Annotated in this window: 16 protein-coding genes and 1 pseudogene; 12 read left to right on the forward strand and 5 right to left on the reverse strand. The window is 75.9% G+C overall.

Features of this window, described 5'->3' with window-relative positions:
• Positions 1-44 precede the first annotated feature (44 nt).
• Positions 45-818: a TetR/AcrR family transcriptional regulator gene (locus FBY24_RS10500; RefSeq protein WP_255432514.1), complete on the forward strand. Its 774-nt coding sequence runs from the start codon at positions 45-47 to the stop codon at positions 816-818.
• Positions 815-2,896, forward strand: a complete 2,082-nt coding sequence (locus FBY24_RS10505) for an acyl-CoA dehydrogenase (protein WP_142160409.1) — start codon at positions 815-817, stop codon at positions 2,894-2,896. Before FBY24_RS10500 ends, FBY24_RS10505 begins: the two co-directional genes overlap by 4 nt.
• 23 nt (positions 2,897-2,919) lie before the next feature.
• Here FBY24_RS10505 and FBY24_RS19260 read toward each other — a convergent pair whose 3' ends face one another.
• The 3 genes from FBY24_RS19260 to FBY24_RS10520 all read right to left on the reverse strand — a co-directional run bounded on the left by FBY24_RS19260 (position 2,920) and on the right by FBY24_RS10520 (position 5,220).
• Complete coding sequence (locus FBY24_RS19260) at positions 2,920-3,762, reverse strand: DUF2599 domain-containing protein (protein ID WP_222117236.1); 843 nt, start codon at positions 3,760-3,762, stop codon at positions 2,920-2,922.
• A gap of 76 nt (positions 3,763-3,838) precedes the next feature.
• A complete protein-coding gene (locus FBY24_RS10515) occupies positions 3,839-4,123 on the reverse strand; it encodes a hypothetical protein (protein WP_142160411.1) in 285 nt (94 codons plus the stop codon).
• Positions 4,124-4,137: 14 nt separating this feature from the next.
• Positions 4,138-5,220 carry a sodium-dependent bicarbonate transport family permease gene (locus FBY24_RS10520; protein WP_142160413.1) on the reverse strand — a complete coding sequence of 361 codons (1,083 nt, stop codon included), beginning with the start codon at positions 5,218-5,220 and terminating at the stop codon, positions 4,138-4,140.
• A gap of 124 nt (positions 5,221-5,344) precedes the next feature.
• On the opposite strand from FBY24_RS10520, the gene FBY24_RS10525 reads away from it, so the two are divergent.
• The gene (locus FBY24_RS10525) at positions 5,345-5,629 is read left to right on the forward strand and encodes a winged helix-turn-helix domain-containing protein (protein ID WP_142160415.1); all 285 of its coding nucleotides are present in this window, start codon (positions 5,345-5,347) and stop codon (positions 5,627-5,629) included.
• Between the two features lie 131 nt (positions 5,630-5,760).
• On the opposite strand, the gene FBY24_RS19120 is transcribed toward FBY24_RS10525, so the two are convergent.
• Entirely contained in the window at positions 5,761-6,861 is a 1,101-nt protein-coding gene (locus FBY24_RS19120) for a hypothetical protein (RefSeq protein ID WP_186343258.1), read from the reverse strand.
• Positions 6,862-7,162: 301 nt separating this feature from the next.
• On the opposite strand from FBY24_RS19120, the gene purL reads away from it, so the two are divergent.
• The 5 genes from purL to FBY24_RS19000 all read left to right on the forward strand — a co-directional run bounded on the left by purL (position 7,163) and on the right by FBY24_RS19000 (position 20,243).
• A complete protein-coding gene (gene purL, locus FBY24_RS10535) occupies positions 7,163-9,556 on the forward strand; it encodes a phosphoribosylformylglycinamidine synthase subunit PurL (protein WP_142160417.1) in 2,394 nt (797 codons plus the stop codon).
• A gap of 153 nt (positions 9,557-9,709) precedes the next feature.
• The gene (locus tag FBY24_RS10540) at positions 9,710-10,525 is read left to right on the forward strand and encodes a M15 family metallopeptidase (protein ID WP_142160419.1); all 816 of its coding nucleotides are present in this window, start codon (positions 9,710-9,712) and stop codon (positions 10,523-10,525) included.
• 69 nt (positions 10,526-10,594) lie between these two features.
• On the forward strand, positions 10,595-11,671 hold the full coding sequence (gene rsgA, locus FBY24_RS10545; RefSeq protein WP_255432341.1) for a ribosome small subunit-dependent GTPase A: 1,077 nt from the start codon (positions 10,595-10,597) through the stop codon (positions 11,669-11,671).
• Positions 11,672-11,810: 139 nt separating this feature from the next.
• Positions 11,811-13,220, forward strand: coding sequence for a glycoside hydrolase family 6 protein (locus tag FBY24_RS10550; RefSeq protein ID WP_142160421.1), 1,410 nt, complete (start codon positions 11,811-11,813; stop codon positions 13,218-13,220).
• A 279-nt stretch (positions 13,221-13,499) separates the two neighbouring features.
• Entirely contained in the window at positions 13,500-20,243 is a 6,744-nt protein-coding gene (locus FBY24_RS19000) for an S-layer family protein (protein ID WP_160158491.1), read from the forward strand.
• Positions 20,244-20,247: 4 nt separating this feature from the next.
• Here FBY24_RS19000 and trpS read toward each other — a convergent pair.
• Positions 20,248-21,326, reverse strand: a pseudogene (gene trpS / locus FBY24_RS10590) (tryptophan--tRNA ligase).
• Positions 21,327-21,552: 226 nt separating this feature from the next.
• Between trpS and FBY24_RS10595 the strand changes: the two are divergent.
• The 4 genes from FBY24_RS10595 (at position 21,553) to purM (ending at position 25,161) form a co-directional block, all read left to right on the forward strand.
• Positions 21,553-21,936 (forward strand): sterol carrier family protein, encoded by a 384-nt coding sequence (locus FBY24_RS10595; RefSeq protein ID WP_142160423.1) that lies wholly within the window; start codon positions 21,553-21,555, stop codon positions 21,934-21,936.
• Positions 21,937-21,945: 9 nt separating this feature from the next.
• Complete coding sequence (locus FBY24_RS10600) at positions 21,946-22,398, forward strand: histidine kinase (RefSeq protein ID WP_255432343.1); 453 nt, start codon at positions 21,946-21,948, stop codon at positions 22,396-22,398.
• Positions 22,399-22,483: 85 nt separating this feature from the next.
• Positions 22,484-24,031: an amidophosphoribosyltransferase gene (purF, locus tag FBY24_RS10605; RefSeq protein ID WP_140457575.1), complete on the forward strand. Its 1,548-nt coding sequence runs from the start codon at positions 22,484-22,486 to the stop codon at positions 24,029-24,031.
• The gene (purM, locus tag FBY24_RS10610) at positions 24,028-25,161 is read left to right on the forward strand and encodes a phosphoribosylformylglycinamidine cyclo-ligase (RefSeq protein WP_142160425.1); all 1,134 of its coding nucleotides are present in this window, start codon (positions 24,028-24,030) and stop codon (positions 25,159-25,161) included. The genes purF and purM overlap by 4 nt, the downstream gene beginning before the upstream one ends.
• The last annotated feature ends 254 nt before the right edge of the window (positions 25,162-25,415 follow it).

Here is a 25,415-nt window from a genome sequence, read left to right on the forward strand (position 1 = left end):
ACCCCGGCGTCGCGCCGGACGCGCGCCACGAGCCGTCGCCGCCCCTGCGCCCCGCACCGCCCGCCGGGCCCGACGCGGACGACGAGCCCGCCGCCGACGGCCGCTCCACCCGGTGGGCCGACCACCGCGAGGCCCGCCGCGCCGAGCTCCTGCGCGTCGCCCGGCGCACCGTGCACCACCGCGGCCCCGACGTCTCCATGGACGAGATCGCGGCCGCCGCCGGCACGTCCAAGTCCATCGTCTACCGCTACTTCACCGACAAGACCGGTCTGCAGATCGCCGTCGCCGAGGCCGTCGTCCTGCAGATCCAGGGCGCCCTCGAGGGCGTCCTGCGCGTCGCGCCCACGCCGCGCGACGGCCTGCGCGCGATGGTCGCCGTGTACCTGGAGATGATCGAGTCGTCCCCCCACGTGTACGCGTTCGTCACGCGCGACGGGTCCGTGGAGTCCGGCGGCCCGCTCGGCCACTTCCTCGACTCGGTGACCGCGCTGGTCGCCGCACCGTTCGCCCGCGGGCTCACCGAGGACCGCGACGGCACCCGCGTCGCCCGGCGCCCCGAGGCCGTGCGGCGCCCCGCCGACGACCCGCACGCCGCCGCGCTCGCAGCCGCCGAGGTGTGGGCCGCCGGCGCCGTCGGGTTCGTGCGCGGCACCGGCGAGTGGTGGCTCGCCCACCGCGGCCAGCCCGGCGTGCCCGACCGCGAGACCCTCACCGCCCAGGTCGCGGCGTGGCTGTGGGCCGGCCCCGTCGGCCTGCTCGCCCGCGACCGTGCTCGCCGTACCGACGACGTCGTCCCCACCCCGACGGAGGAGCCATGACCACGACCGCCGCCCGCCCGGCCCCGAGCCCGGCGCCTGCCCCCACCGACGCCGAGCCGCGCGTCGACGTCGCCGCGCTCGAGGAGCAGCTGCTCGGCCGCTACGCGCAGCTGCGCCGCGAGGCCCGCGCCATCACCGCCGACCCCGACTTCCAGAAGATCGAGGGCATGCCCGTCGCCGAGCACCGCGAGCGCGTGCTCGCCCAGCTGCGTCGCCTGGAGGCCGACCACGACGTGCTCCGGGCGTTCCCGACCCGGCTCGGGGGCGCCGACGACCACGGCGGCTCGCTCGCCCGGTTCGAGGAGCTCGTCGTCGGCGACCCGTCGCTGCAGATCAAGGCGGGCGTGCAGTGGGGGCTGTTCGCGTCGGCGATCCTGCACCTGGGGACGACCTGGCACCACGACACGTTCCTCGCCGACGCCATGCACCTGCGGGTGCCGGGGGCGTTCGCGATGACGGAGACGGGCCACGGGTCGGACGTCGCGTCGATCGGCACGACCGCCGAGTACGACGCGCAGACGCAGGAGTTCGTCATCCACACCCCGTTCCGCGGGGCGTGGAAGGACTACCTCGGCAACGCGGCGCTGCACGGCACCGCCGCCGTCGTGTTCGCCCAGCTCGTCACGGCCGCCCCCGGGGGGCCGCGGGTCGACCACGGGGTGCACGCGTTCTACGTGCCGATCCGTGACCCGCAGACGGGTGAGTTCCTGCCCGGCGTCGGCGGGGAGGACGACGGCGTCAAGGGCGGGCTCAACGGCATCGACAACGGCCGGCTGCACTTCGACCACGTGCGGGTGCCGCGCACGCACCTGCTCGACCGGTACGGCTCGGTCGCGCCGGACGGCACGTACTCCTCGCCGATCGCCAGCCCGGGGCGTCGGTTCTTCACGATGCTCGGCACCCTCGTGCAGGGCCGGGTCTCCCTGGACGGCGCCGCGGTGAACGCGTCGAAGGTCGCGCTCGCGATCGCCGTGACGTACGCCAACCAGCGCCGGCAGTTCACGGGCGGCGACGCCGAGGAGGTCGTGCTCCTCGACCGCGGCCAGCACCAGCGCCGGCTGCTGCCGCTGCTGGCCGAGACGTACGCGGCGACGTTCGCGCACGAGGAGCTGCTCGCGGCGTTCGACGACGTGTTCTCGGGCCGCGGCGACACCCCCGAGCAGCGCGAGGACCTCGAGACGCTCGCGGCCGCGCTCAAGTCGTCGTCGACGTGGCACGCGCTGCGCACGGTCCAGACGTGCCGCGAGGCCTGCGGCGGGCAGGGGTTCCTCGCCGAGAACCGGCTCACGGGCCTGCACGCCGACATGGACGTGTACGCCACGTTCGAGGGCGACAACACCGTCCTGCTGCAGCTCGTCGGCAAGCGTCTGCTGGGCGACTACGCGGCGTCGTTGTCCGCGCTGCAGCGCGACCGGGGCGACCTGGCCCGGTTCGTCGCCGAGCGCGTCGCCGACGCCGCCCTGCACCGCACGCCCCTGGTGCGGGCCGTGCAGACCCTCGGCGACCTGGGCGACGCCCGCCGCTCGGTGGGCCAGCTGCGCGACGAGGCCACGCAGCGCGAGCTGCTCACCGACCGGGTCGAGGCGAAGGTCGCCCAGGTCGCGCAGGCCCTGGCGCCGGCGCGCAAGCTGAGCCCCGACAAGGCGGCCGCACTGTTCAACGCCCACCAGCACGAGCTGGTCGAGGCCGCGCGCGCCCACGCCGAGCGCGTGCAGTGGGAGGCGTTCACGCGCGGCCTGGCCCAGGTGCAGGACCCGGGGACGCGGCAGGTGCTCACGTGGGTGCGCGACCTGTTCGGGCTGTCGCTGATCGAGCGGGACCTCGCCTGGTACCTGATCAACGGCCGGCTCTCGGCGGGGCGGGCCCGCACGGTGACGTCGTACATCGACCGGCTGCTGGTGCGCCTGCGCCCGCACGCGCAGGACCTCGTCGACGCGTTCGGCTACCGCCAGGAGCACCTGCGCGCACCGATCTCCTCCGGCGCGGAGCGTGCGCGGCAGGACGAGGCGCGCGCGCACCAGCGGGCGCTGCGTGCGTCCGGCGCGGCCCCGGTGCCCGAGAAGCACGCGAAGGCCTGACCGCCCGGGGCGACGGGCGCGGGTCAGCCCGCGTCCGTCGCCGTCGGGTTGCACCGGGTCGCGAGCATCGTCAGCCCGTCGACCTCGGGGCGCCACGGCTCGAGGTTCCACGTCTCCTTCTCGGGCGCCCCCAGGGCGTGGCAGCCGAGCTGGTCGCGCATCGACGCCGACGCGGCCTCCGGCTCCGCGGCCGCGAGCTGGGTCGCGACGGCCTCCTGCGCCGCGATGCCGCCGCCGCGGGCCCAGGCGGCCGGGTCGACCGCGAGCGAGCGGCCGCCCTCGTTCTCGCCCCAGGTCGCGCTGTCGACCGCGGTGCCGCCGACCACGAACGTCACGGGTGCGGCGCTCGCGGCCCCGGTGCCCGCCGGTGCCGTCAGGAGCGCCAGGCCCGTCGGTGCGTCGGCCGTCCACCGCGGGGCTCCCGCCGCGCCGCGGGCCGCGCCGACCGCCGCGACCGTCACGCCCGTGGCGTCGCGCACCGCGACGGTGCCGTCGGCGAGCACGTGCAGGGTCGTGCCGGCGGGCGCGGCGAGCCAGGCGGAGGTGGTCCCGTCCGTCGTCGCGACGGTGACGTCGAGAGCGCCGTCGTCGCGGGCGGCGACCCCGGGCGCGTCGGCGGCGAGCAGCGCGAGCGTCGGTCCGCCGCGGGGCTCGAGGGGCGCGCCGCGCTCCTCGACGGCCGCCGCGTCCGGCGCGGGCGCGGGCGGCGACGGTGCCGCGGACGACGCTGCGGCGGACGAGGTCACCGGCGACGCGCCGGTCGGGGCCGGCGGAGCCGTGCAGCCCGTGACGACCGCGACGCCGACCACGGCCGCGGCGAGCCGCCTGCCGCGGCGGGCGGGGGCTGAGGGGTGACGGGCGGGCACGGCACCGACCGTAGCAACGGTGCGCCGGGGGACCGGCGACGCCCCGGGGGAGCGGCCGGGGTGGTGGGTGGCCCGCTCACACCCACTGCGCGTCCTGCACGAGGCACATCCCGCCGACCTCGTGCAGGAGCCCGCGCAGCTGATCCACGACCTGGTCGACCCGGTCCGGGGGGACGGCGACGATCACGTAGGTGTTGTCGAAGGTCGCGAAGGGGTCGGTCCCCCGCGCACCGTGCTGGCCCGTCCCGTACACGCCGGGGACGACGGTGCGGTGGGGCAGGCCCAGCGCGTCCAGCGCGTCGAGGAACCTCCCGGCGGTGCGGGACTCGACGACGAGGTCCAGCCGCTTCACGTCCTGCATGGCGTCTCCTCGGCTCAGCCGACCAGGGCCTGGGCGGCGGCGTGGTATAGGGGGATCCCGATCACGATGTTGAACGGGAACGTGACGGCGAGCGCCATCGTCAGGTAGCGCGACGGGCGTGCCTCGGGGATCGCGTAGCGGACGACGGCCGGCACGACGATGTACGACCCGCTCGCGGCGAGGACGGTGAGCAGCGTCAGGTCGCCCACCGGGAGCCCGGCGATGCTGCCGAGGGTCAGGGCGAGCGACGCGCCGACGAGCGGCATCCCGAGGGCGAACCCGATGAGGAAGGGGCCGACGTCGCGGGCCTCGCGGAGCTGGCGCGCGACGAGCAGTCCCATCTCGAGCAGGAAGAACGCCAGGAGGCCCGTGAAGACGTGGTCCACGAACGGCGTCATCGCCGCGCCGCCGGCCGGCCCCGAGACCGCGCCGACCACGAGCGAGCCGATGAGCATCAGGTGGGGTCCGCCGGTGAGCGCCTCGTGCAGGATCCCCCTCATCGACAGGGGTGGGGCGGGCGGCGACGCGGTCGCCACCGGCGCGTGCGCGGCCGCGGTGCCGGGCAGCGGTGCGGGTTGCGGCTCGCCGTGCGCGACGGCGAGCGACGTGCCGGTGGACGTCTCGGCGGCCCGCTGGCGCGACCGCGCCCAGGAGGCCAGCAGGACCGCCATGATGATCGCGGGGGACTCCATGAGCACGAGGGCGACGGTGAGGTACCCGCCGGCGTCGTCCCCGCGGGCGGCGAGGTACTGGGACCCCGCGATGAACGTGACGGCGCTGACCGACCCGTACGTCGCGGCGACGGCGGCGGCGTCGAAGGCGTTGACGCGGCGCCGCAGGACGACGAAGCCGATGGCGGGGATCAGCAGGGCGAGCGTGACGCCGAGGGCGACGACACGGACCGCGGAGCCGGTGACGCCGGTCTCGGCCAGCGCCTGGCCTCCCTTGAAGCCGATCGCCACGAGCAGGTAGAGCGACAGGAACTTGGCGACGGGCGCCGGGATCTCGAGGTTCGAGCGGACCGCTCCGGCGAGCAGGCCCAGGAAGAAGAACAGGATCGCCGGATCCGTGAGGTTGCTGACCGTGCTGAGGTCCACCGGGCCTCCTGGGGCTTCCCGACCGTGAGCGCGCGCGGGTGCGCCACTCGTCGGAAGCAAGATACCGGTAATGGAGTGCCGGTAAAGAGTGGGCCTCGTCACGTGACGCGCTAGGGTGCGGCGGGTGGCCGGGGACGAGCGCGCGTGGACCTTCCTGAGCAACCACGGGCACGTCCTCGTGCTGGTCGCCCGCGAGCCGGGCGTCCTGCTCAGCGAGCTGAGCCAGCGGGTCGGGATCACCGAGCGGGCGGCCCGCAGCATCCTGCGCGACCTCGAGGACGCCGGCTACCTCAGCCGCACCCGGGTCGGCCGGCGCAACCGCTACGAGGTGCACCCGGACGGGCCGCTGCGGCACCCGGAGGAGTCGACGGCCCTGGTCAGCGACCTGCTCGCGATCTTCCCCCGGTAGGTCCGCGACCCTCGGGCGACCCCGGGGTCGCGCGTGGCCGGGTGCGCCGCAGCCCCACGGAGGCGGCCGGGCCGGGCTCCGTGGGGCTGCAGACGTCACGCGCGTGGTGGTGGCCCGGGCGGGCCGGTCGTTCAGCCCTGGCGTCGGGCCCGACGCCGCAGGACCAGCAGGACCCCGCCGACGGCCACGGCCGCGACGGCCGCGAGCAGGATCGGCAGCGCGCGCGCCCCGGTGTCGGACAGCGCGGCGGCCTGCGTCCCGGTGGTCGCCGACAGCACGTCCGACGTGGAGCTCGGGCTCGGCGTCGGGGTCGACGCCGCCGCGGCGGGCGTCGGCTCGGCCGACGGCTGCTCCTCGGGCGCGACCGTGGGCTCGACCGTCGGCTCCTCGACCGGCTCGGGGCCGACGGTCTCCTCCGGCGTCACGGGTGTGGGCTCCGGCGCGGGCGTGGGCTCGACGGTGGGCTCCGGAGTCGGCGCGGGCGTGGGCTCGGCCGTGGGTGCCGGGGTCTCCTCGGGTGCCACGGGCGTGGGCTCGGGGGTCGGCGTGGGCTCGGGCGTCGCCTCCGGGGTGGGCTCCGGGGTCGGCTCGGGCGTCACGTCGGGCGTCGGGGTGGGCTCCGGCTCGGGCGTGACCTCGGGCGTCGGCTCCGGGGTGGGCGTGGGCTCGACCGTGGGCTCGGGCGTCGGCTCCGGCGTGACCTCGGGCGTCGGGGTGGGCTCGGGCGTGGGGGTCGGCTCCGGCGCGGGCGTGACCTCGGGCGTCGGCTCCGGGGTGGGCTCGGGCGTCGGCGTCGGCGTCGGCTCGGGGGAGGGGGTCCGCACCGGCGTGGGCGTGGGCGTCGGCGTGGGCTCCGGGGTGCGGCAGACGGGGGCCTGGCCGCCCTCGCCGAAGTGCTCGTCGAACCCGTGCACCTGCACCCACGTGATGCACGCGTCCGCGGGCAGCGCGGCCCGCGACCACGTCAGCGTCGACGTGCCCTCGAGGTCGGCGTTGAGCCCGCCGTCGACGTGCACGTTGCGCGTGGTGGAGCCGCCCCCGTCGGGGCGCGTGTAGCGGATGTTCACGTCGAAGTGCTCGGCGAAGGTCCGGCCCGCGGGCAGGACCAGCGCCTCGTCGGTCACCCGGTACGGCGGGGGCGAGTCCGAGCCCCCGGCGAGCGCGGTGGTGCCGACGGCGGCGACGACGACGGTGGAGGCGGCTACGACGACGACGACGTGACGCGAGTGCATGGGACCTCTGGTCTCGGGCGTGCGGGTGCCGGCGATGACGTCCGTGCACGTCACCCGGCATGGAGGGGAGTGTCGGCAGGGTAGCGGGCAGACCGGGCCGAACGGGGTCGATCGGTGACGAAGCGTGGCGAGCGGTGCATCTCGGACGGCGCGTCGTCGGCGTGTCGTCGCGTGCGGCTGCCGCGGACGGGCGGGTCCGGGCCGCGCGCGGCGCCGGTAGGCTGCTCCCGTCTGCCGACCCCGGCGCGGGACCGGCCGGGCCCCGCCCGTCCCCGGGACCGAGCCCCCACCGAGGGAATCGATGACCACCGCACCTGCGCGCCCCGACGCCCCGCACCACCGGACCGACACCGTCGAGCAGGCTGCGGCCACGCCGGACGCCGAGCAGCCCTGGGCCGAGCTCGGCCTCAAGGCCGACGAGTACCAGCGGATCCGGGACATCCTGGGCCGCCGCCCGACCGCCGCCGAGCTCGCGATGTACTCGGTGATGTGGTCCGAGCACTGCTCGTACAAGTCCTCGAAGGTGCACCTGCGCCAGTTCGGCGACAAGACGACGCCCGCGATGCGCGAGCACCTGCTCGTCGGCATCGGCGAGAACGCCGGCGTCGTCGACATCGGCGACGGCTGGGCCGTCACGTTCAAGGTCGAGTCGCACAACCACCCGTCGTACGTCGAGCCCTACCAGGGCGCGGCGACGGGCGTGGGCGGGATCGTGCGCGACATCATCTCGATGGGTGCCCGCCCCGTCGCGGTCATGGACCAGCTGCGGTTCGGCGCGGTCGACCACCCCGACACGGCCCGGGTCGTGCACGGCGTCGTCGCCGGGGTCGGCGGGTACGGCAACAGCCTCGGCCTGCCGAACATCGGCGGCGAGCTCGTGTTCGACGCGTCCTACCAGGGCAACCCCCTGGTCAACGCGCTGTGCCTGGGCGTGCTGCGGCACGAGGACATCCACCTGGCCAACGCCTCGGGCGTGGGCAACAAGGTCGTGCTGTTCGGTGCACGCACGGGCGGCGACGGCATCGGCGGGGCGTCGATCCTCGCGTCGGAGACGTTCGACGACACCAAGCCCTCGAAGCGGCCGTCGGTGCAGGTCGGCGACCCCTTCATGGAGAAGGTGCTCATCGAGTGCTGCCTCGAGCTGTACGCGGCCAAGGTCGTCGAGGGCATCCAGGACCTGGGCGCCGCGGGCATCTCGTGCGCGACCAGCGAGCTGGCCTCCAACGGCGACGGCGGCATGCACGTGGACCTCGAGGCCGTGCTGCTGCGCGACCCGACCCTCACCGCGGGCGAGATCCTCATGTCGGAGTCGCAGGAGCGGATGATGGCGGTCGTCCGCCCCGAGAAGCTCGACGAGTTCCTCGCGATCACCGGGCGCTGGGACGTCGAGACCGCGGTCATCGGCGAGGTCACCGGCACCGGGCGCCTCACGATCGACCACCACGGCCAGCGCATCGTCGACGTCGACCCCCGCACGGTCGCGCACGAGGGCCCCGTCTACGACCGTCCGTACGCGCGGCCCGCGTGGCAGGACGCGCTCGTCGCGGACTCCGTCAGCACCCCCGAGGGCAAGGCGCGGTACGCGCGCCCGTCGACCCCCGCCGAGCTGCGCGAGACGGTCCTGCGGCTGCTCGCGTCGCCCAACCTCGCGTCGCCGGCGTGGGTGACGGACCAGTACGACCGCTACGTGCAGGGCAACACCGCCCTCGCCCAGCCCGACGACGCGGGGGTCGTCCGCGTCGACGAGCAGACGGGGCTCGGCGTGGCCCTCGCGACCGACGCGAACGGCCGCTACGGCAAGCTCGACCCGTACACGGGCGCCCAGCTCGCGCTCGCGGAGGCCTACCGCAACGTCGCGACGACCGGCGCGCGCCCGCTCGCGGTCACCGACTGCCTGAACTTCGGCAGCCCGGAGCACCCCGACTCCATGTGGCAGCTCGTCGAGGCGATCCGCGGGCTGGCCGACGCGTGCCAGACCCTCGAGGTGCCGGTGACCGGCGGGAACGTCTCGCTGTACAACGGCACGGGCGAGCCCGGCCAGGTCGACTCCGCGATCCACCCGACGCCCGTCGTCGGCGTGCTGGGTGTGATCGACGACGTCGCCGACGCCGTGCGCTCCGGCTGGCGCGCACCGGGGCAGGCCGTGTACCTGCTGGGCACGACGCGCCCCGAGCTCGACGGGTCCGCGTGGGCCGACGTCGTGCACGCGCACCTCGGGGGGACGCCCCCGCGGGTCGACCTCGACGCCGAGCGCCGCCTGGCGCAGGTGCTCGCGCAGGCGGCACGGGACGGTCTGGTCGACGCCGCCCACGACCTGTCCGAGGGAGGTCTGGCCCTCGCGCTGCTCGAGTCGAGCCTGCGGTACGGCGTCGGCGTCCAGGTCGACCTCGACGCGCTGTGCGCCCGGGACGGGCTGACGCCCTTCGAGGCCCTGCTGTCGGAGTCGACGGCCCGCGTGCTCGTCGCCGTGCCCCGGTCCGAGGAGGTCCGCCTGCTCGACCTGTGCACCGCGCGGGGCGTGCCGGCGCTGCGCCTGGGCGAGACCGCCGAGACGTGCTCCCCGGGTGCGGGCACGCCCGCCGAGGACGGCGACCACGCGCACGTCCCGGCGGTCGAGGTGCGCGGGCTGTTCACCGTGCCGCTCGACGAGGCCCGCGAGGTGTGGGAGGCGACGCTGCCGCGCCTGTTCGGCTGACGGCACGTCGGGGCTCGTTCGGGGCACGGCCCGCCGGCGCCGTGCCCCGACGAGCCCGTCCGTCGCCCGGGAGGGTGCACCGGCGCACCGCCGGACGGGTGGACATCCGTCCGGTTCGGGCCAGATCGTCCCGGTCCGCCCTAGCATGCAGCCGTGGCTCAGCGACGCGGATCTCGACGCACGGCGGTGGTGAGCGTGCTCACGGTCGCGACCCTGGCCGCGGTGGCCTTCGTGACCTGGGGGATCGCCGGCGGTGGGCAGGGCGGCGGCACCACGCCCGTCGCGCAGGTCGAGGCGTGGGCCGGCGCGCTCACGCACACGGCCCCCGAGCCCGAGCCGGAGGCCGAGCCGACGACCGCCGAGGTCGGGTTCGACCTCACGGCGTACTCGACGACCGACCCCGCCAGCCCGTGGGTGATCGTCAACAAGCAGCACCCCCTGACCCCCAGCGACTGGGCTCCCGACGACCTGGTGGCCGTCGACGGCGTGCAGGTGCGCGCGGACGTCGCCGCGGACCTCGAGGCGATGCTCGCGGCCGCTGCCGCCGACGGCGTCGAGATCCTCCCGCGCGACGGCTACCGCTCCTTCGCCGGCCAGGCCGCGGCGCGGGCCGCCGTGGAGCAGCGGCGCGGGTTCGAGCACGCCGAGCGGTACTCGGCCCGCCCCGGCTTCTCCGAGCACCAGACGGGCCTGGCGCTCGACGTCGACTCCGGCTCGAACCCCTCGTGCGACCTGCAGACGTGCTTCGCGCAGACCGCGGAAGGGCTCTGGGTGGCCGAGCACGGGCACGAGCACGGCTTCCTCGTGCGCTACACGCCCGAGAACACCGAGACGACCGGGTACTCGCCCGAGGGGTGGCACCTGCGCTGGGTCGGCCGCGACCTCGCGGGCTGGATGCACGCCGAGGGTCGCACGTCGTTGGAGGACGTCTTCGGCGTGCCGGGCGGGTCGACGTACCTCGAGCAGTGACCGCGGGCCCGCGGCGGCGCCGGCGAAAAGGCGTCGCCTGGCGGACCGGGCGCGCCTAGCGTCGGGCGGGTGCAGCCCGTCCCGTCGTCCGCCCCAGCCCCCGACGCCGTGCCCGTCCCGCCCGCCGGCGCGACGTCCGCCGGCGTCCACCTCGTCGTGCGCGTCGACCGGGGCGCCGTGCTCGTCGTCCCCGTCGACGACGTGACGACCGAGCCGCGCCGGGCCGTCGTGGACCGCGACGGTGCCGCGCCCCTGCCGGACGGCACGCGCAGCCCCCTCGCGGTCGGCGACCGTGTGGACCTCGCCGTGGCGGGCCACGAGCTGCACGTGCTGGCCGTGCACGCCCGGCGCAGCGTCCTCGTCCGTGACTCGGCGGGCCGCACCTCCCACGAGCAGGTCCTCGCCGCGGGCGTCGACGTCGTCCTCGTCGTCGAGCACCTCGACCCGGACCCCGACCTGGGCCGTGTCGAGCGCCTGCTGACCCTCGCCTGGCGGTCGGGAGCCCGGCCCGTCGTGGTGCTCACCAAGGCCGACGCCGTGCCCGACCCGGCCGGCATGCGCCACGACGTCGCCGCGGTGGCCCCGGGCGTGGACGTCCACGCCGTGAGCGTGCAGGAGGGCACGGGCCTGGAGCCCGTCCGGGACCTCCTCGCCCCCGGCGTCGTGCTCGTCGTCGTCGGGCCCTCGGGTGCGGGCAAGTCCACGCTCGTCAACGCGCTCGCCGGCGCCCCGGTCATGACGACGTCGCAGGTGCGCGCCGACGGGCGTGGGCGCCACACCACGACGCACCGCGAGCTCGTGCCGCTCGCCGGCGGGGCGATGCTCGTCGACACCCCCGGCATCCGCGGCGTCGGGCTGGTCGCCGACGCGGGCGGCCTGGCCGCGGCGTTCGCCGACGTCGCGGGCCTCGCGCAGCGGTGCCGGTTCGCCGACTGCGCGCACGACGCCGAGCCCGGGTGCGCCGTCCTGGCCGCCGTCGAGCACGGCGACCTGCCCGCGCGGCGGCTGGACAGCTGGCGGCGCCTGGAGCGGGAGGCGGCCCACCACGCGCGCCGCGCCGACGCCCGGCTGGCGGCGCTGGAGCACGCCCGGGTGCGGCGGGTGCAGCGTGCCCGGCGGCGCAGCCCGGGGAACCCGCGGGCCTGAGCCGGCGGGCGGTGCGGCCGGGCCGCGCACATGACAGATCTGTGAGGACTTGCTCGGAGGGGTCGCCAGGACGCGTCGGATCAGGTTCCCTGGGGGTGAACCGCCGGCCTCGCCCTGCACCCGAACCTGAGGAGCACCCATGTTCACCCGCCTCACGACGACACGCCGCAAGGTCGCGGCCGTCGCCACGGCCGGCGCCCTGCTGGCCGGGGTGGTCACGGCGGCGTCGGTGACGGCGGCCCAGGCCGCGCCCGGATGCCGCGTCGACTACACCGTCACCAGCCAGTGGCCCGGCGGCTTCGGCGCCGACGTCAAGATCACGAACCTGGGCGACCCGCTCACGTCGTGGAACCTCGCCTGGTCCTTCCCGGCCGGCCAGGGGATCACCCAGCTGTGGAACGGCTCCGTCATGGGGACGGGCTCGCAGGTCCAGGTCTCCAACCTCGGGTGGAACGGTCGCCTCGCCACGGACGCGTCGGTGTCGTTCGGCTTCAACGGCTCGTGGTCGGGCAGCAACCCGGCGCCGACGTCCTTCACGCTCAACGGGACCCCGTGCACGGGCGCGGTGACGTCGCCGACGCCGACCCCCACCCGGACGGCGACGCCCACGCCCACGCCTACGCCCACGCCGACCCCGACGCGCACGGCGACGCCGACCCCGACCCCCACGGCGACGCCCACACCCACCCCGACCCCCACGGTCCCCGCGACGAGCGCCTTCTACACCGACCCGACCACGGCCGCGTACGCGGCCTGGCAGGCCGCGTCAGGCACGAACAAGACGCTGCTGGCCAAGATCGCGCAGACGCCGCAGGCGTTCTGGATCGGCGACTGGGCTCCCGCGGCGACGATCCAGCAGGACGTGCGCAGCTACACCGGACGCGCGCAGGCCGCCGGTGCGACGCCCGTGATCGTGGTCTACGCGATCCCCGGCCGTGACTGCGGCTCCTACTCGGGCGGCGGCGTCGCCGAGTCCGAGTACGCCCGGTGGATCGACACCGTCGCCGACGGGATCCAGGGGCGTCCCTGGATCGTGCTCGAGCCCGACGCGCTCGCCCAGCTGGGCGACTGCCAGGGCCAGGGCGACCGGATCGGGTACCTGCGCTACGCGGCACGCGTGCTGACCGAGCACGGCGGTCGCGTGTACATCGACGCGGGCCACTCGGCGTGGCTGTCCGCGCAGGAGACGGCGCGCCGCCTCCAGCTGGTCGGTCTCGACTACGCGGAGGGCTTCGCGCTCAACACGTCGAACTACCGCACCACGGCCGAGACCCGCACGTACGGCGAGCAGGTGTCCCGGCTCGCCGGCGGCGCGCCCTACGTGATCGACACGTCCCGCAACGGCAACGGCTCGAACGGCGAGTGGTGCAACCCCCGGGGTCGCGCGCTCGGTGAGCGGCCCACCGTCGTGAACGACGCGACCGCGCTCGACGCGCTGCTGTGGATCAAGCGCCCGGGCGAGTCCGACGGCACGTGCAACGGCGGCCCCACCGCCGGTGCGTGGTGGCAGGAGATCGCGCTGGAGATGGCGCGCAACACCACCTGGTGACCCGGTCGCCCGGGGCACGACCCGGGCGACCGTCCGACGGCCGCACACCCCCCGTGCGGCCCCGCGAGGCCGCGGACGTCCCTCCCCCCCCGACGTCCGCGGCCTCGCCCGTGCCCGGGCCGCGGCCGCCCCGGCGGCGACCGGTTCCGCCCGGTGCGTCCGCCACGCGCTCCGACTTCACCCCGCCGGGGCGGGTGATCATCTGGTCGGTCGTCCATGTGAGGCGGGGCGGCGGTCGATGAGGACGAGGACACCCCCTCGTCCTCGGGAGCCCCACGCATGCCCGCTCGGCAGCACGTCCGTCGGGGCAGCCGTGCCCTCCTCGCGGCCCTGGCCGCCGCGGTGGTGGTGCTGACCCAGCTCGTCGCGGCCGCCCCGGCGCGCGCCGACGTCGACGACCCGTTCGTGCCCGTGTACTCCACGAACGAGCACGGCGCGATCGTGATGACGGGCAACACGCTGATGACGTGCAGCTCCCGGGTGCGGTCCTGCCCGGCGGCGCAGCAGGACGCCGGCGGGTCGGCGGACAACTCGGACTTCTCCTCGAGCTCGTCCGGCGCGTACGTCGACGTGCTCGCCGACGGGTCGACGACGTTCAGCTCGTCGAGCGCGTCGCTGCACATCGCCGACAGCTCGACGGTGCGGTTCGCGGCGCTGGTCTGGGGCGGGCGCACGTCGCAGACGAGCGCGACGGGCAGCAACCCGGACCTGCGGCACCGGGCGTGGCTGGCGGTGGACAGCGAGTCCGGCACGGACCTGCCCGGGCGCACGGTCACGGCGGACCACCTCGCGCAGACGTCCCGCACGGAGGGCTACCAGGGGTACCTCGACGTCACCGACGTCGTCACGTCCGCCGGGTCCGGCACGTACACCGTGGGCAACGTGCAGTCCACGCGCAACGACATCGGCCGGTTCGCCGGCTGGTCGCTGGTCGTCGTGGTCGCCGACGAGTACCAGCCGATGCGCAACCTCACGGTCTTCCGGGGGTTCGCGGAGGTCGAGGCCGCGGCGTCCAGCGACGTGCAGTTCACGGTCGACGGGTTCCGCACCCCGCTGCACGGCGAGGTCCGCTCCACGCTGGGCGCGGTCACGTACGAGGGCGACCGGGGCATCTCCGGCGACAGCTTCTCGGTCGACGGCCACGCGCTGACCGACGTGCTGGGCGACCCGGACAACGTCTTCAACTCGACGATCAGCCAGCGCGGCTCCATGGTCGACCAGGGCCGCGACCCCCTGTACTTCAACCAGCTCGGCCTCGACATCGACACGTTCGACGCGGACGGCGTGCTGGCGAACGGTGCGACGAGCGCGACCCTGCGGGCCACGACCACGCAGGACCAGTACTGGGTCGGCATGGTCACGTTCGAGACCGAGCTCTACGAACCCAGCGTCTCGCTCGTGAAGTGGGCCGCGTGGGACCCGGAGGCCGACGCGGACGGTGTCGTGGGGGCCGGGGACACGATCGAGTACGGGATGGTGTTCCTCAACGAGGGGCTCGACACGGCGGTCGACCCGGTGCTGCGGGACGCGGTGCCGACGGGCACGACGTACCTGCCCGGCAGCATGTCGCTCGACGGCGTCCCGCTGACGGACGAGGACGACCGCGGGGCGCCGGACGGCGACGGCGGTCGCTACCGGTCGGCCGGCGGGGGCGACCTCGAGGTGCACGTCGGTGACATGCCGGGCACGGACGGCGAGGGTGACCTCGAGTTCCGCTGGTTCACGTTCTCGGTCGTGGTCGACGACGACGCCGCCCTCGACCAGGACCTCGTCAACGTCGCCCAGCTGTCGTACACGGGCGCGGTCTCGGGGACGGTCGGCGGCTCGGTGAGCAACACCGCGCTGCTGCGCGTCGGCGACGAGGACGGATACCCCGAGGAGGGGCAGGAGACGGTCGCCCCGACGCTCGTCGACCACCTCGTGGAGCTCACGCCCGCGCCGGGCCGGCCGGGCGCGGACGTGGCGGTGCTCGACGGCGCGTCGGCCGCCGGCGGAGGTGCGCTCACGGTGGTCGGCGTGACCGCGCCGGCGCACGGCACGGCCACGGTCGTCGGGGACACGGTCCGGTACGTCCCGGACCCGGACTTCTCCGGTCGGGACGCGTTCACGTACACGGTGTCCGACGCGGACGGGAACGTGACGTCGGCGGTCGTGCGCGTCGACGTGCTCAACGACGCGCCCGTCGCCGTCGACGACGCGCTCGACCTGGACACGGACGTCCCGGTGGGCACAGCGACGCCCGTGGACGTCCTGGCCAACGACACCGACCCCAACGACGAGGTGCTCGCGGTCCGGGGCGTGGCCGTCGGCAACGACGTCGTCATGTCCGGCGGCCTGGCGACGCCTGCGGGCGGCACGGTCTCCGTGGCCGACGGCCGGGTGACGTACACCAAGCCGCCAGGCGGTCTGCCGGCGGGTGCCACGGACACGTTCGGCTACCTCGTCGTCGACCAGCGGGGACGCACGTCGGAGGCCGTGGTCACCGTGACGTCGGTGGATCTCAACCAGGACCCGGTGGCGCACCCGGACACGGCGACGGTGCCCGCCGGTGGCGTACCCGTGACGGTCGACGTCGTCGCGGACGACACGGACGCCGACGGGGACACCCTGACCGTGACCGGCGTCGGTAGCCCCACCGGCCCGGGCGGCGCGGTGCGCGGGTCGGCGTCGGTCACGCCCGAGGGCCGGGTCCGCTACACCCCGCCGACGGGTTGGGACGGCCTCGTCACCCTGCCGTACACGATCAGCGACGGCCGCGGCGGCACGGCCGTCGGCGTCGTCGAGGTGACGGTGACGAACACCGCCCCGACGGCCGGCGACGACGCGGCGACCACGGGCCACGCCACCCCGGTGGACGTGCCGGTGCTGACGGACGACGCGGACGCGAACGGCGACACGCTGACGGTCGTCGGCGTGGACCGGCGCACGGCGACGGGGGCGGTCGCGGTCGCGACGGTCGGCGGCGTCCAGGTCGTGCGGTATACGCCGGCGACGGGCTTCGTCGGCACCGAGCAGGTGGGGTACACGGTCGCGGACGGCCGGGGCGGCACCGCGACGGCGACGGTCACGGTGACGGTGACGAACGCCCCGCCGGTGGCGCGCGACGACACGGCCAGCACCCGGGCCGGCGTGCCGGTCGCCGGTGTGCCCGTGCTCGCCAACGACTCCGACCCGAACGTGACGGCGGGCTCCGGCGGGCAGGCGCTGGCCGTGCTGGACGCCACGGCGGACCAGGGGGCGACGGCGACGGTCGCGCCCGACGGCACGCTGACGGTCGCACCCGCCGACGGGTTCGTCGGCACGGTGCAGGTCACCTACCGGCTGACCGACGGCGTGGCCGTGGTCGACGGCACGCTGCGCGTCGAGGTCCTCAACAACGGTCCGGTGACGGTCGCGGACCTGCTGACCACGCCGACGTCGGCCGTCGACGTCCCGCTCGACGTGCTCGCGAACGACCTCGACCCGGAGGGCGACCCGCTCACGCTGGTCTGGGTGACGAACCTCGTGGACGCGCAGGGCGCGGCCCGCGGGACGGCACGCGTCGACGGCGGCGTCGTGCTCGTCACCCCCGCCGCGGGCTGGGCCGGCACCGCGACGTTCACGTACCTCGCGGGCGACGGGACGGACACCGCGGCGGGCACGGCCACGGTCGTCGTGCTCAACGACGTGCCCGTCGTCCCCGAGGCGCTGGCCAGCACCCCGACGGACGCACCGGTGACGGTCCCGGTGCTGGACGCGGTGCAGGACGCCAACGTGGCTGCCGGCCACCAGACCCTGCAGGTCGTGCACGCGACCGCCGACCAGGGGGCCACGGTGCTCGTCGACGACGACGGCCGGCTCGTGGTCACGCCGGCGCCGGGGTTCGTCGGCGAGGTCCGCGTGGACCTCGAGGTCTCCGACGGGCTGGACGCCGTGCCGGGCGTCCTGCGCGTCACGGTGCTCAACGCCGACCCGCAGGTCGCGGACCTGAGCCGGAGCACCGGCCCCGCCGAGGCCCTCGACGTCGACGTGCTCGCGTCCGTCGTCGACCCGAACGTCGCGGCGGGCCACCAGCAGCTGTCGGTGGTCGCCACGTCTGCGGACCACGCGGACGTGACGGTGCTGCCCGACGGGCGCCTGCGCGTGACGCCCCACGCCGGGTACGCGGGTCCGGTCACGGTGCACGTCGACGTGTCCGACGGCGTCGCGACCGTCCCGGGCACCCTGACGGTCACCGTCGCCAACGCCGGGCCCGTGGCGGTCGACGACGTCGCGACGGCCGGTCCGGCGCAGCGCGTCGTGCTGGACGTCCTGGCCAACGACACCGACGCCAACGCCGACGACCTGGCGATCTCGTCGGTCGACGTGGACGCGGCGCTGGGCACCGCCGAGGTCACCACCGACGCGGGCGGCCGGCCCGTGGTCGCGTTCACGCCCGCGCCGGGCGTCGTCGGCCTCGTGGAGCTGCGGTACGTGGTCGACGACGGCCAGGGCGGGTCCGCGGCGGCGACGGTGGTCGTCGACGTCGCGAACGCGCTCCCGCAGACCGTCGACGACGCCGCGACCACGTCGGTGGGTCGGCCGGTGGCGGTGGACGTGCTCGCCGACGACAGCGACGCGAACGCCGACGCCGGGTTCGGGGACCAGGTGCTCGTGGTGGTCGGCGCGGTCGTCGACCACCCGGGTGCGACGGCCGTGGTGACCGCGGACGGCTGGGTCGAGGTCACGCCCCCGCCGGGCTGGGTGGGCGACCTCGTCGTGACGTACGAGGTCGGCGACGGGACGGGCACCGCGACCGGCACGCTGCACGTGACGGTCACCAACACCGTCCCCGTGGCGTCGGACGACGCGTTCGACGTCGTGGCCGGCGGCGCGCCGCGAACGCTGCCGGTGACGGCCGACGACGTCGACGACGACGGCGACGACCTCGCCGTCACGGCCGTGACCCCCGCCGTCGAGGGGTTCGCCGACGTCGTCGACGGCGCGCTCGTCTACACGCCGCCCGCCGCGGGCTGGACGGGGCAGGAGCAGCTGACGTACACGGTCGCCGACGGTCGCGGCGGCACCGCGACCGCGACCGTCGTCGTCACGGTCCGCGCCGGCCTCGTCGCGGGCGACGACACGGTCACCACCCCGTCGGGGACGGCCGTCGACGTGGACGTGCTGGCCGACGACGCCGCACCCGTCGGCGGCGCCCTCGAGGTCACGGACGCGGTGCTGCAGGGCGCGTCGGGCGCGACCGTGCAGGTCGTCGGGCCGGTCGGCGCCCAGCGGGTCCGCTACGCGCCCGCCCCCGGCTTCGTCGGCACCGACGAGGTCGCCTACACCGTCGTCGACCGCACCCACGGCGGCAGCGGCACCGCGACGCTGCGCGTGCAGGTGGCCAACGCCCCGCCCGTCGCGGTGCCCGACACCGCCACCACCACCCGGGGCGCGTCCACGGGCCCCGTCGACGTCCTCGACGACGACTGGGACGCGAACGTCGTCGCCGGCGTCGGCGGCCAGGTGCTCGCCGTGCTCTCGGCCGCCGCGGACCACGGCACCGCCGAGGTCGAGCCCGGCGGCGCCGTCGTCGTGCAGCCCGCCGCCGGGTACCTCGGCGACGTGGTCGTCACCTACCGGCTCTCCGACGGCGTCGACGTCGTCGACGGCACGCTCGTCGTGAGCGTCGTGAACACGGCCGTCGCCGCCGCCGAGGACGTGCGGGCGACCGCGACGTCGACCACCGTGACGATCGACGTCACGCGCAACGACGTCGACGACGACGGCGACCCCGTGCAGCTGGTCCCCGGCTCCGTCACGGCACCCGTCGACGCCGACGGCACGACCCGCGGCGACGCGCAGGAGGTGCGCGGCAACGTGCGCTACACCCCGCCGCCGGGCTGGACGGGCGTCGTCACGTTCGACTACGCCGTGACCGACGGGGTCGACGTGACCACCGGCCAGGTCACCGTGGACGTGCAGAACGCCGAGCCCGACCTGTCGGCCGTCGCGACGTCGGCGTCCGCCGCACCCGGGCAGGCGGTGACGGTGCCCGTGCGGGCGGACGTCGTCGACGCGAACGCCGCGCTCGGGTACCAGGTGCTGACCGTCGCCGACGCGACCGCCGACGGTGCGGACGTGCACGTCGACGCCGACGGTGCGCTCGTCGTCATCCCCCGCACCGGCCGGTCCGGCACCCTCACAGTGAGCTACGTCGTCAGCGACGGCGTCGTCGACGTGCCGGGCACGCTGGAGCTCACGGTGCTCAACGTCGCACCGCGCCTGGACGACGCCACCGTCACCGCCGACCCCGTGCGCGGGGTCGACGTGCCCGTGCTCGACGGGGCCGCCGACGACAACGGCGACGACCTCGCCCTGGTGGCCGGTGCGCCGTCCCACGGGTCGGCGCGCGTCGTGACCGTCCGCGGGACCCCGGTCGTGCGCTACCGCTCGACCCCCGGGTTCCTCGGCGTCGACCAGCTCACCTGCACGGTCGACGACGGCCACGGCGCCACCGCCACGGCGACGCTCACGGTCACGGTGCCCAACACGCCGCCCGTCGCCCGCGCCGACGCGGTCACGGTCGTGGCCGGTGCGTCCGCCACCGGCGTCGACGTGCTCGCCAACGACTCCGACGCCAACGTCGAGGCGGGCTACGGCGACCAGGTGCTCGCCGTGACGTCCGCGACCGCCGACGCCGGCGCGCGCGTACGCGTGCGCCCCGACGGCTTCCTCGACGTCACCCCGGCAGCCGGGTACGTGGGCGTCGTCACGGTGACGTACGTCGTCTCCGACGATCTCGCCGACGTCGACGGCATCCTGCGCGTGACCTTCCGCGGGGCGTCCGGCGACGCGTCCGACCAGCCCTCGGGACCGTCCGTCGAGGCGTCCCGCGACCCCTCCGGCGGCGGGACGGACCGCAGCCCCGGGACGGCAGGCGCCGCCGTCGCCGCCGCTCTCGCGCGCACCGGCCTCGACCCGTGGCGCGTGCTCGGCGGCGCGGTCGGCGTGGTCCTGCTCGGCGTCGTCCTCGCCCTCGTCGGGCGTCGTCGCCGCGGCTGACCGTTCAGGGCGTCTGCCGCATGGCACGGCGGACGTCGGCGAGCGTCGCGCCGGCCAGAGCGGCAGCGCGCTCCGCTCCGCGGGCGAGCACCTCGTCCACGACCGACGGGTCGCGCGCAAGCTCGGCGCGCCGGGCCCGCAGGGGTGCCAGGTGTCCACCAGGGCGTCCGTGACGAACCTCTTCAGCACGCCGGCGCCAGCCGCGCCGACCTCCGCGGCGAGGTCCTGCGGCGTCCGGCCCGACGCCAGCGCTCCCAGAAGCACGAGGTTCGCCACCTCGGGCCGCCGGTCGGGCTCGTAGGTGACGACCCGCTCGGAGTCCGTCCGCGCGCCCCGCAGCGCGGCGGCCGTCGTGTCGGCGTCGGCGCGCAGCTCGATCGCGTTGCCGCGGCTCTTGCTCATCTTCGTCCCGTCGGTGCCGAGCACCAGCGGGGCGTCCGAGAGCAGCGCGCTCGGCTCGTCGAACGTGCGGCCGTACCGGCGGTTGAAGCGTCGCGCGACCGTGCGCGTGAGCTCGAGGTGAGGGAGCTGGTCACGGCCCACGGGCACGAGCGTCCCGCCCACCGACAGCACGTCCGCCGCCTGGTGCACGGGATAGGTGAGGAGCAGTCCCGACAGCGCCCGCCCCGAGGCCGCCTGCTCGGCCTTCACGGTCGGGTTGCGGTCGAGCTCGGCCACGGAGACGAGCGACAGGAACGGGAGCATGAGCTGGTGCAGCGCCGGCACGGCCGAGTGCACGAAGAACGTCGTCGCCTCGGGGTCCAGGCCTGCGGCCAGCTGGTCCAGGACGACGTCGCGCACCGCTGAGGGCAGGTCGCCCACGTCGTCGCGGTCGGCGACCGCCTGGTAGTCCGCCACCACGACGACGGTGTCGACGCCGTGCCGCTGCAGCGCGACCCGGGTCTGCAGGGTGCCGAAGAGGTGGCCGACGTGCAGCGCGCCTGTCGGCCGGTCCCCGGTCAGGACGCGGTGACGGCCGGGGTCGGCGGCCAGCACGTCGTCGAGCGTGAGGACGTCGGGGCGGCCGAGGTCGGACGTGCGGGGGGCGGGCGACGAGAGGGCCGGTGGCGTCGGGACGGGCATGGGGACTCCTCGGGGCGGGAGCCGCCCGCGCGAGGACGCCGGTACCACGAGGGACCCGCCGAGCCGCGTGAGCAGCTCGGGGTCGGTGACCTACGGCTGCGTCAGAGCAGCCGCCACCACGCGACGCGGGTGCAGGTCGAGGTCATGGCGTGCACCGTAGCGGGACGTCTGCCCGGCCGACCAGCCCTTCCCGGTGCTCTCCTCCACCGTGGGGCAGGATGTCGGGGTGCCACCGCGTCGTCGTACCGATCCCGCCGAGGGGCGCGCCGCGCTGCACGCCTGGCGGGCGGACCCCGCGGGAGCGCCGACGGCGGTGCGTCGCACCGCCGTCCGGTTCACGCTCGAGGAGCTCGCGCACGTCGCGCCGGGCAACGCCGTCGAGGTGCGGGTCCCGCCCGACGGCGCCGTGCAGGCCGTCGCCGGGCCGCGGCACACCCGCGGGACGCCGCCCAACGTCGTCGAGACCGACCCCGGCACGTGGCTGGCGCTGGCCACGGGGGCGCAGACGTGGGCCGACGCCGTCGCGACCGGCCGCGTGCACGCGTCGGGGGAGCGGGCCGACCTGACGGACCTGCTCCCGCTGCAGGCCGCGCGCCCGCGCCTGACCTAGGATCGCGGCGTGCCCGACGACCGCGACCCCGCCGCAGCGGCCCCCGAGGTCCCCGAGGCGACCGGCACCGGCCCCGACGCCACCGTCGCGGACCAGCCTGCCGTCGCGGACCAGCCCGGCGCCGCCGCCGAGCCCGCCGCCGGGGCGGAGGTGACCGCCGGTCCGGTGCCCACCGAGGAGGAGCTCCTGCGCGTGGCCACGCCGGCGCGGGTCCGTCGCGCGCCGCGCTACCGCGCCTTCGTGGTCACCGGCGCCCTGCTCGGCCTCCTCGTCGCCGTCGTGCTGGTCGCCGTGCTCGGCGACGACCGTGCCCTCGAGGGCGTCGGCGGCGGGATGCTGCCGCTGCTCGACGGCGTCGGCGGCGTCCGCGCCGTGGTCGGCACCGGCGGTGCGATCCTCGGCGCGCTCGCGGGCGGCGTGGTGGCGCTCCTGGCGGACCGGCGCAGCCGCCGCGCCCGCTGACCGTCGTCCCGCGCACCGCCGCCGACGCGCCGCCGTCCGCGGGACGGGTTCGGGTGCCGCGGGGCACGTGTGCAACCATGGTCACGTGGCCCCCCGCGCAGACGGACGTCTCAACCACGACCTTCTTCCCGGCGAGAAAGGCCCGCAGGACGCCTGCGGAGTCTTCGGCGTCTGGGCACCCGGCGAGGAGGTCGCCAAGCTCGCCTACTTCGGTCTGTACGCGCTGCAGCACCGCGGTCAGGAGTCGGCGGGCATCGCCACCTCCAACGGCCAGCAGCTGCTCGTGTACAAGGACATGGGGCTGGTCTCCCAGGTCTTCGACGAGACGGCGCTGAACGCCCTGCAGGGGCACATCGCGATCGGGCACGCCCGGTACTCGACGACCGGCGGCTCCACGTGGGAGAACGCCCAGCCCACGCTCGGTGCCACGGCGGCCGGCACGGTGGCGCTCGGCCACAACGGCAACCTCACCAACTCCGCCGAGCTGGTCGACCTGGTCGCGGAGCGGTACGGCGCCCAGCGGCGCGGCGAGCTCGCGCGCGGGAACACCACCGACACGGCCCTGGTCACGGCGCTGCTGGCGGGCGACCCCGACCACACGCTCGAGGCGACGGCGCTGGAGGTCCTGCCCCGGCTGCGCGGTGCGTTCAGCCTCGTGTTCATGGACGAGCACACCCTCTACGCCGCCCGCGACCCGCAGGGTGTGCGCCCGCTCGTGCTGGGCCGCCTCGAGCGCGGCTGGGTCGTGGCGTCCGAGACGCCCGCGCTGGACATCGTCGGCGCGTCCTTCGTCCGCGAGGTCGAGCCGGGGGAGTTCCTCGCGATCGACGCGGACGGGCTGCGCTCGACGCGGTTCGCCCCGGTGGACCGTGCGGGCTGCGTGTTCGAGTACGTCTACCTGGCCCGTCCCGACACGTCGATCAACGGGCGCTCCGTGCACGCGGCGCGGGTCGCGATGGGCCGCCGTCTGGCCGTCGAGCACCCCGTCGAGGCCGACCTGGTGATCCCCGTGCCGGAGTCGGGCACCCCCGCGGCCGTCGGGTACGCGGCCAAGTCGGGCATCCCGTTCGGGCAGGGGCTGACCAAGAACGCGTACGTCGGCCGCACGTTCATCCAGCCGTCGCAGACGCTGCGCCAGCTCGGCATCCGGCTCAAGCTCAACCCGCTCAAGGACGTGATCCGCGGCAAGCGCCTCGTGGTGGTCGACGACTCGATCGTCCGCGGCAACACCCAGCGCGCGCTGATCCGGATGCTGCGGGAGGCCGGTGCGGCCGAGGTGCACGTGCGCATCAGCTCGCCACCGGTGAAGTGGCCGTGCTTCTACGGCATCGACTTCGCCTCGCGCGCCGAGCTCATCGCCAACGGCCTCGGCGTCGCGGAGATCGCGTCGTCGCTCGGCGCGGACTCGCTCGGCTACATCTCGGAGGAGGGTCTCGTCGCCGCCACGGAGCAGCCCGCGAGCCAGCTGTGCACGGCCTGCTTCAGCGGGCGGTACCCGATCGAGCTGCCCTCGGCGGACCGGCTGGGCAAGCACCTCCTCGAGCAGAACGAGCTGCCCCTGGGGCCGCCCGAGGACGGGCTGATGACCATCGCCGCGGCCACCGGTGGCGCCGGCGCGCTGGAGCACCCGTGAACGCGGCGACGCCCGCCGGGGCGCCCGTCACGTACGCCGCCGCCGGTGTGGACACCGAGGCCGGCGACCGCGCCGTCGAGCTGATGAAGGACGCGGTCCGGGCCACGCACGGGCCGCAGGTGCTCGGCGGGGTCGGCGGCTTCGCCGGCCTGTTCGACGCGAGCGCGCTCACCGCGTACCGCCGTCCCCTGCTGGCGACCTCCACCGACGGCGTCGGCACGAAGGTCGCGATCGCGCAGGCGATGGACGTGCACGACACCATCGGCTTCGACCTCGTCGGCATGGTCGTCGACGACATCGTCGTGGTCGGTGCGACGCCGCTGTTCATGACCGACTACATCGCCTGCGGCCGTGTCGTGCCCGAGCGGATCGCGGACGTCGTGCGGGGCATCGCGGCCGCCTGCTCGGTCGCCGGCACGGCCCTGGTCGGCGGGGAGACCGCCGAGCACCCCGGGCTGCTCGGGCCCGACGAGTACGACGTGGCCGGTGCCGCGACGGGCGTCGTCGAGGCCGACGGGCTGCTCGGGCCGGAGCGGGTCCGGGCCGGGGACGTGCTGGTGGCGCTCGGCTCGTCCGGGCTCCACTCCAACGGGTACTCCCTCGTGCGCGCGGTCGTCCGCCAGGCCGGCTGGGCCCTGGAGCGCCACGTCGACGAGCTGGGCCGGACCCTGGGCGAGGAGCTGCTCGAGCCGACCCGCGTGTACGCCGCGGACTGCCTCGCGCTCGTGGAGCGCTTCGGGGTGACCGGCGTGCACACGTTCAGCCACGTCACGGGTGGCGGGCTGGCGGCGAACGTCGCGCGCGTGCTTCCGGCGGGTCTGGTGGCCGACGTCGACCGGGCCTCGTGGCAGCTGCCGCCGGTGTTCGGGCTGGTCCAGCAGCTGGGCCAGGTGCCGTGGGGCGACCTGGAGGCCACCCTCAACCTGGGCGTCGGGATGGTCGCGGTCGTCGCGGCGGACGTCGTCGACGACCTCGTGCTGGCCGCGCGCGACCGGGGGATGCCCGCGTGGGTGCTCGGCACCGTGCGCGACGCCGCCGACGCGGATCTCACCGCTCCCGACGTCGTGGCGGGGACCAAGGGCGTCCAGGGCGGCGCCGTGCGCCTGCACGGCGCCTACCGCACGTCCTGACGGCGTCACCCGGTCCCCCGCGCCGTCGCCGGTGGGACCGGGCGACGGGCCTGGTGCGCGAGGCGGGCAGACGGTACCCGTGCGGGAACAGCCCGGGGGAGCGCCGTATGCCGCGACGTCAGAACGCGGGGAACGGCAGCAGACAGCGACGCGTCCCCGCGGTGCGGACGGCCGTCCGGTACGGAGGCGTCGCACCACGGGGACGCGAGCACGTGCGCCGACGGGCGGAGCCGCCGTGACGCTCAGGTGCGCTG

It is taken from the genome of Cellulomonas sp. SLBN-39 (assembly GCF_006715865.1).
Classification (GTDB): Bacteria; Actinomycetota; Actinomycetes; order Actinomycetales; family Cellulomonadaceae; genus Cellulomonas.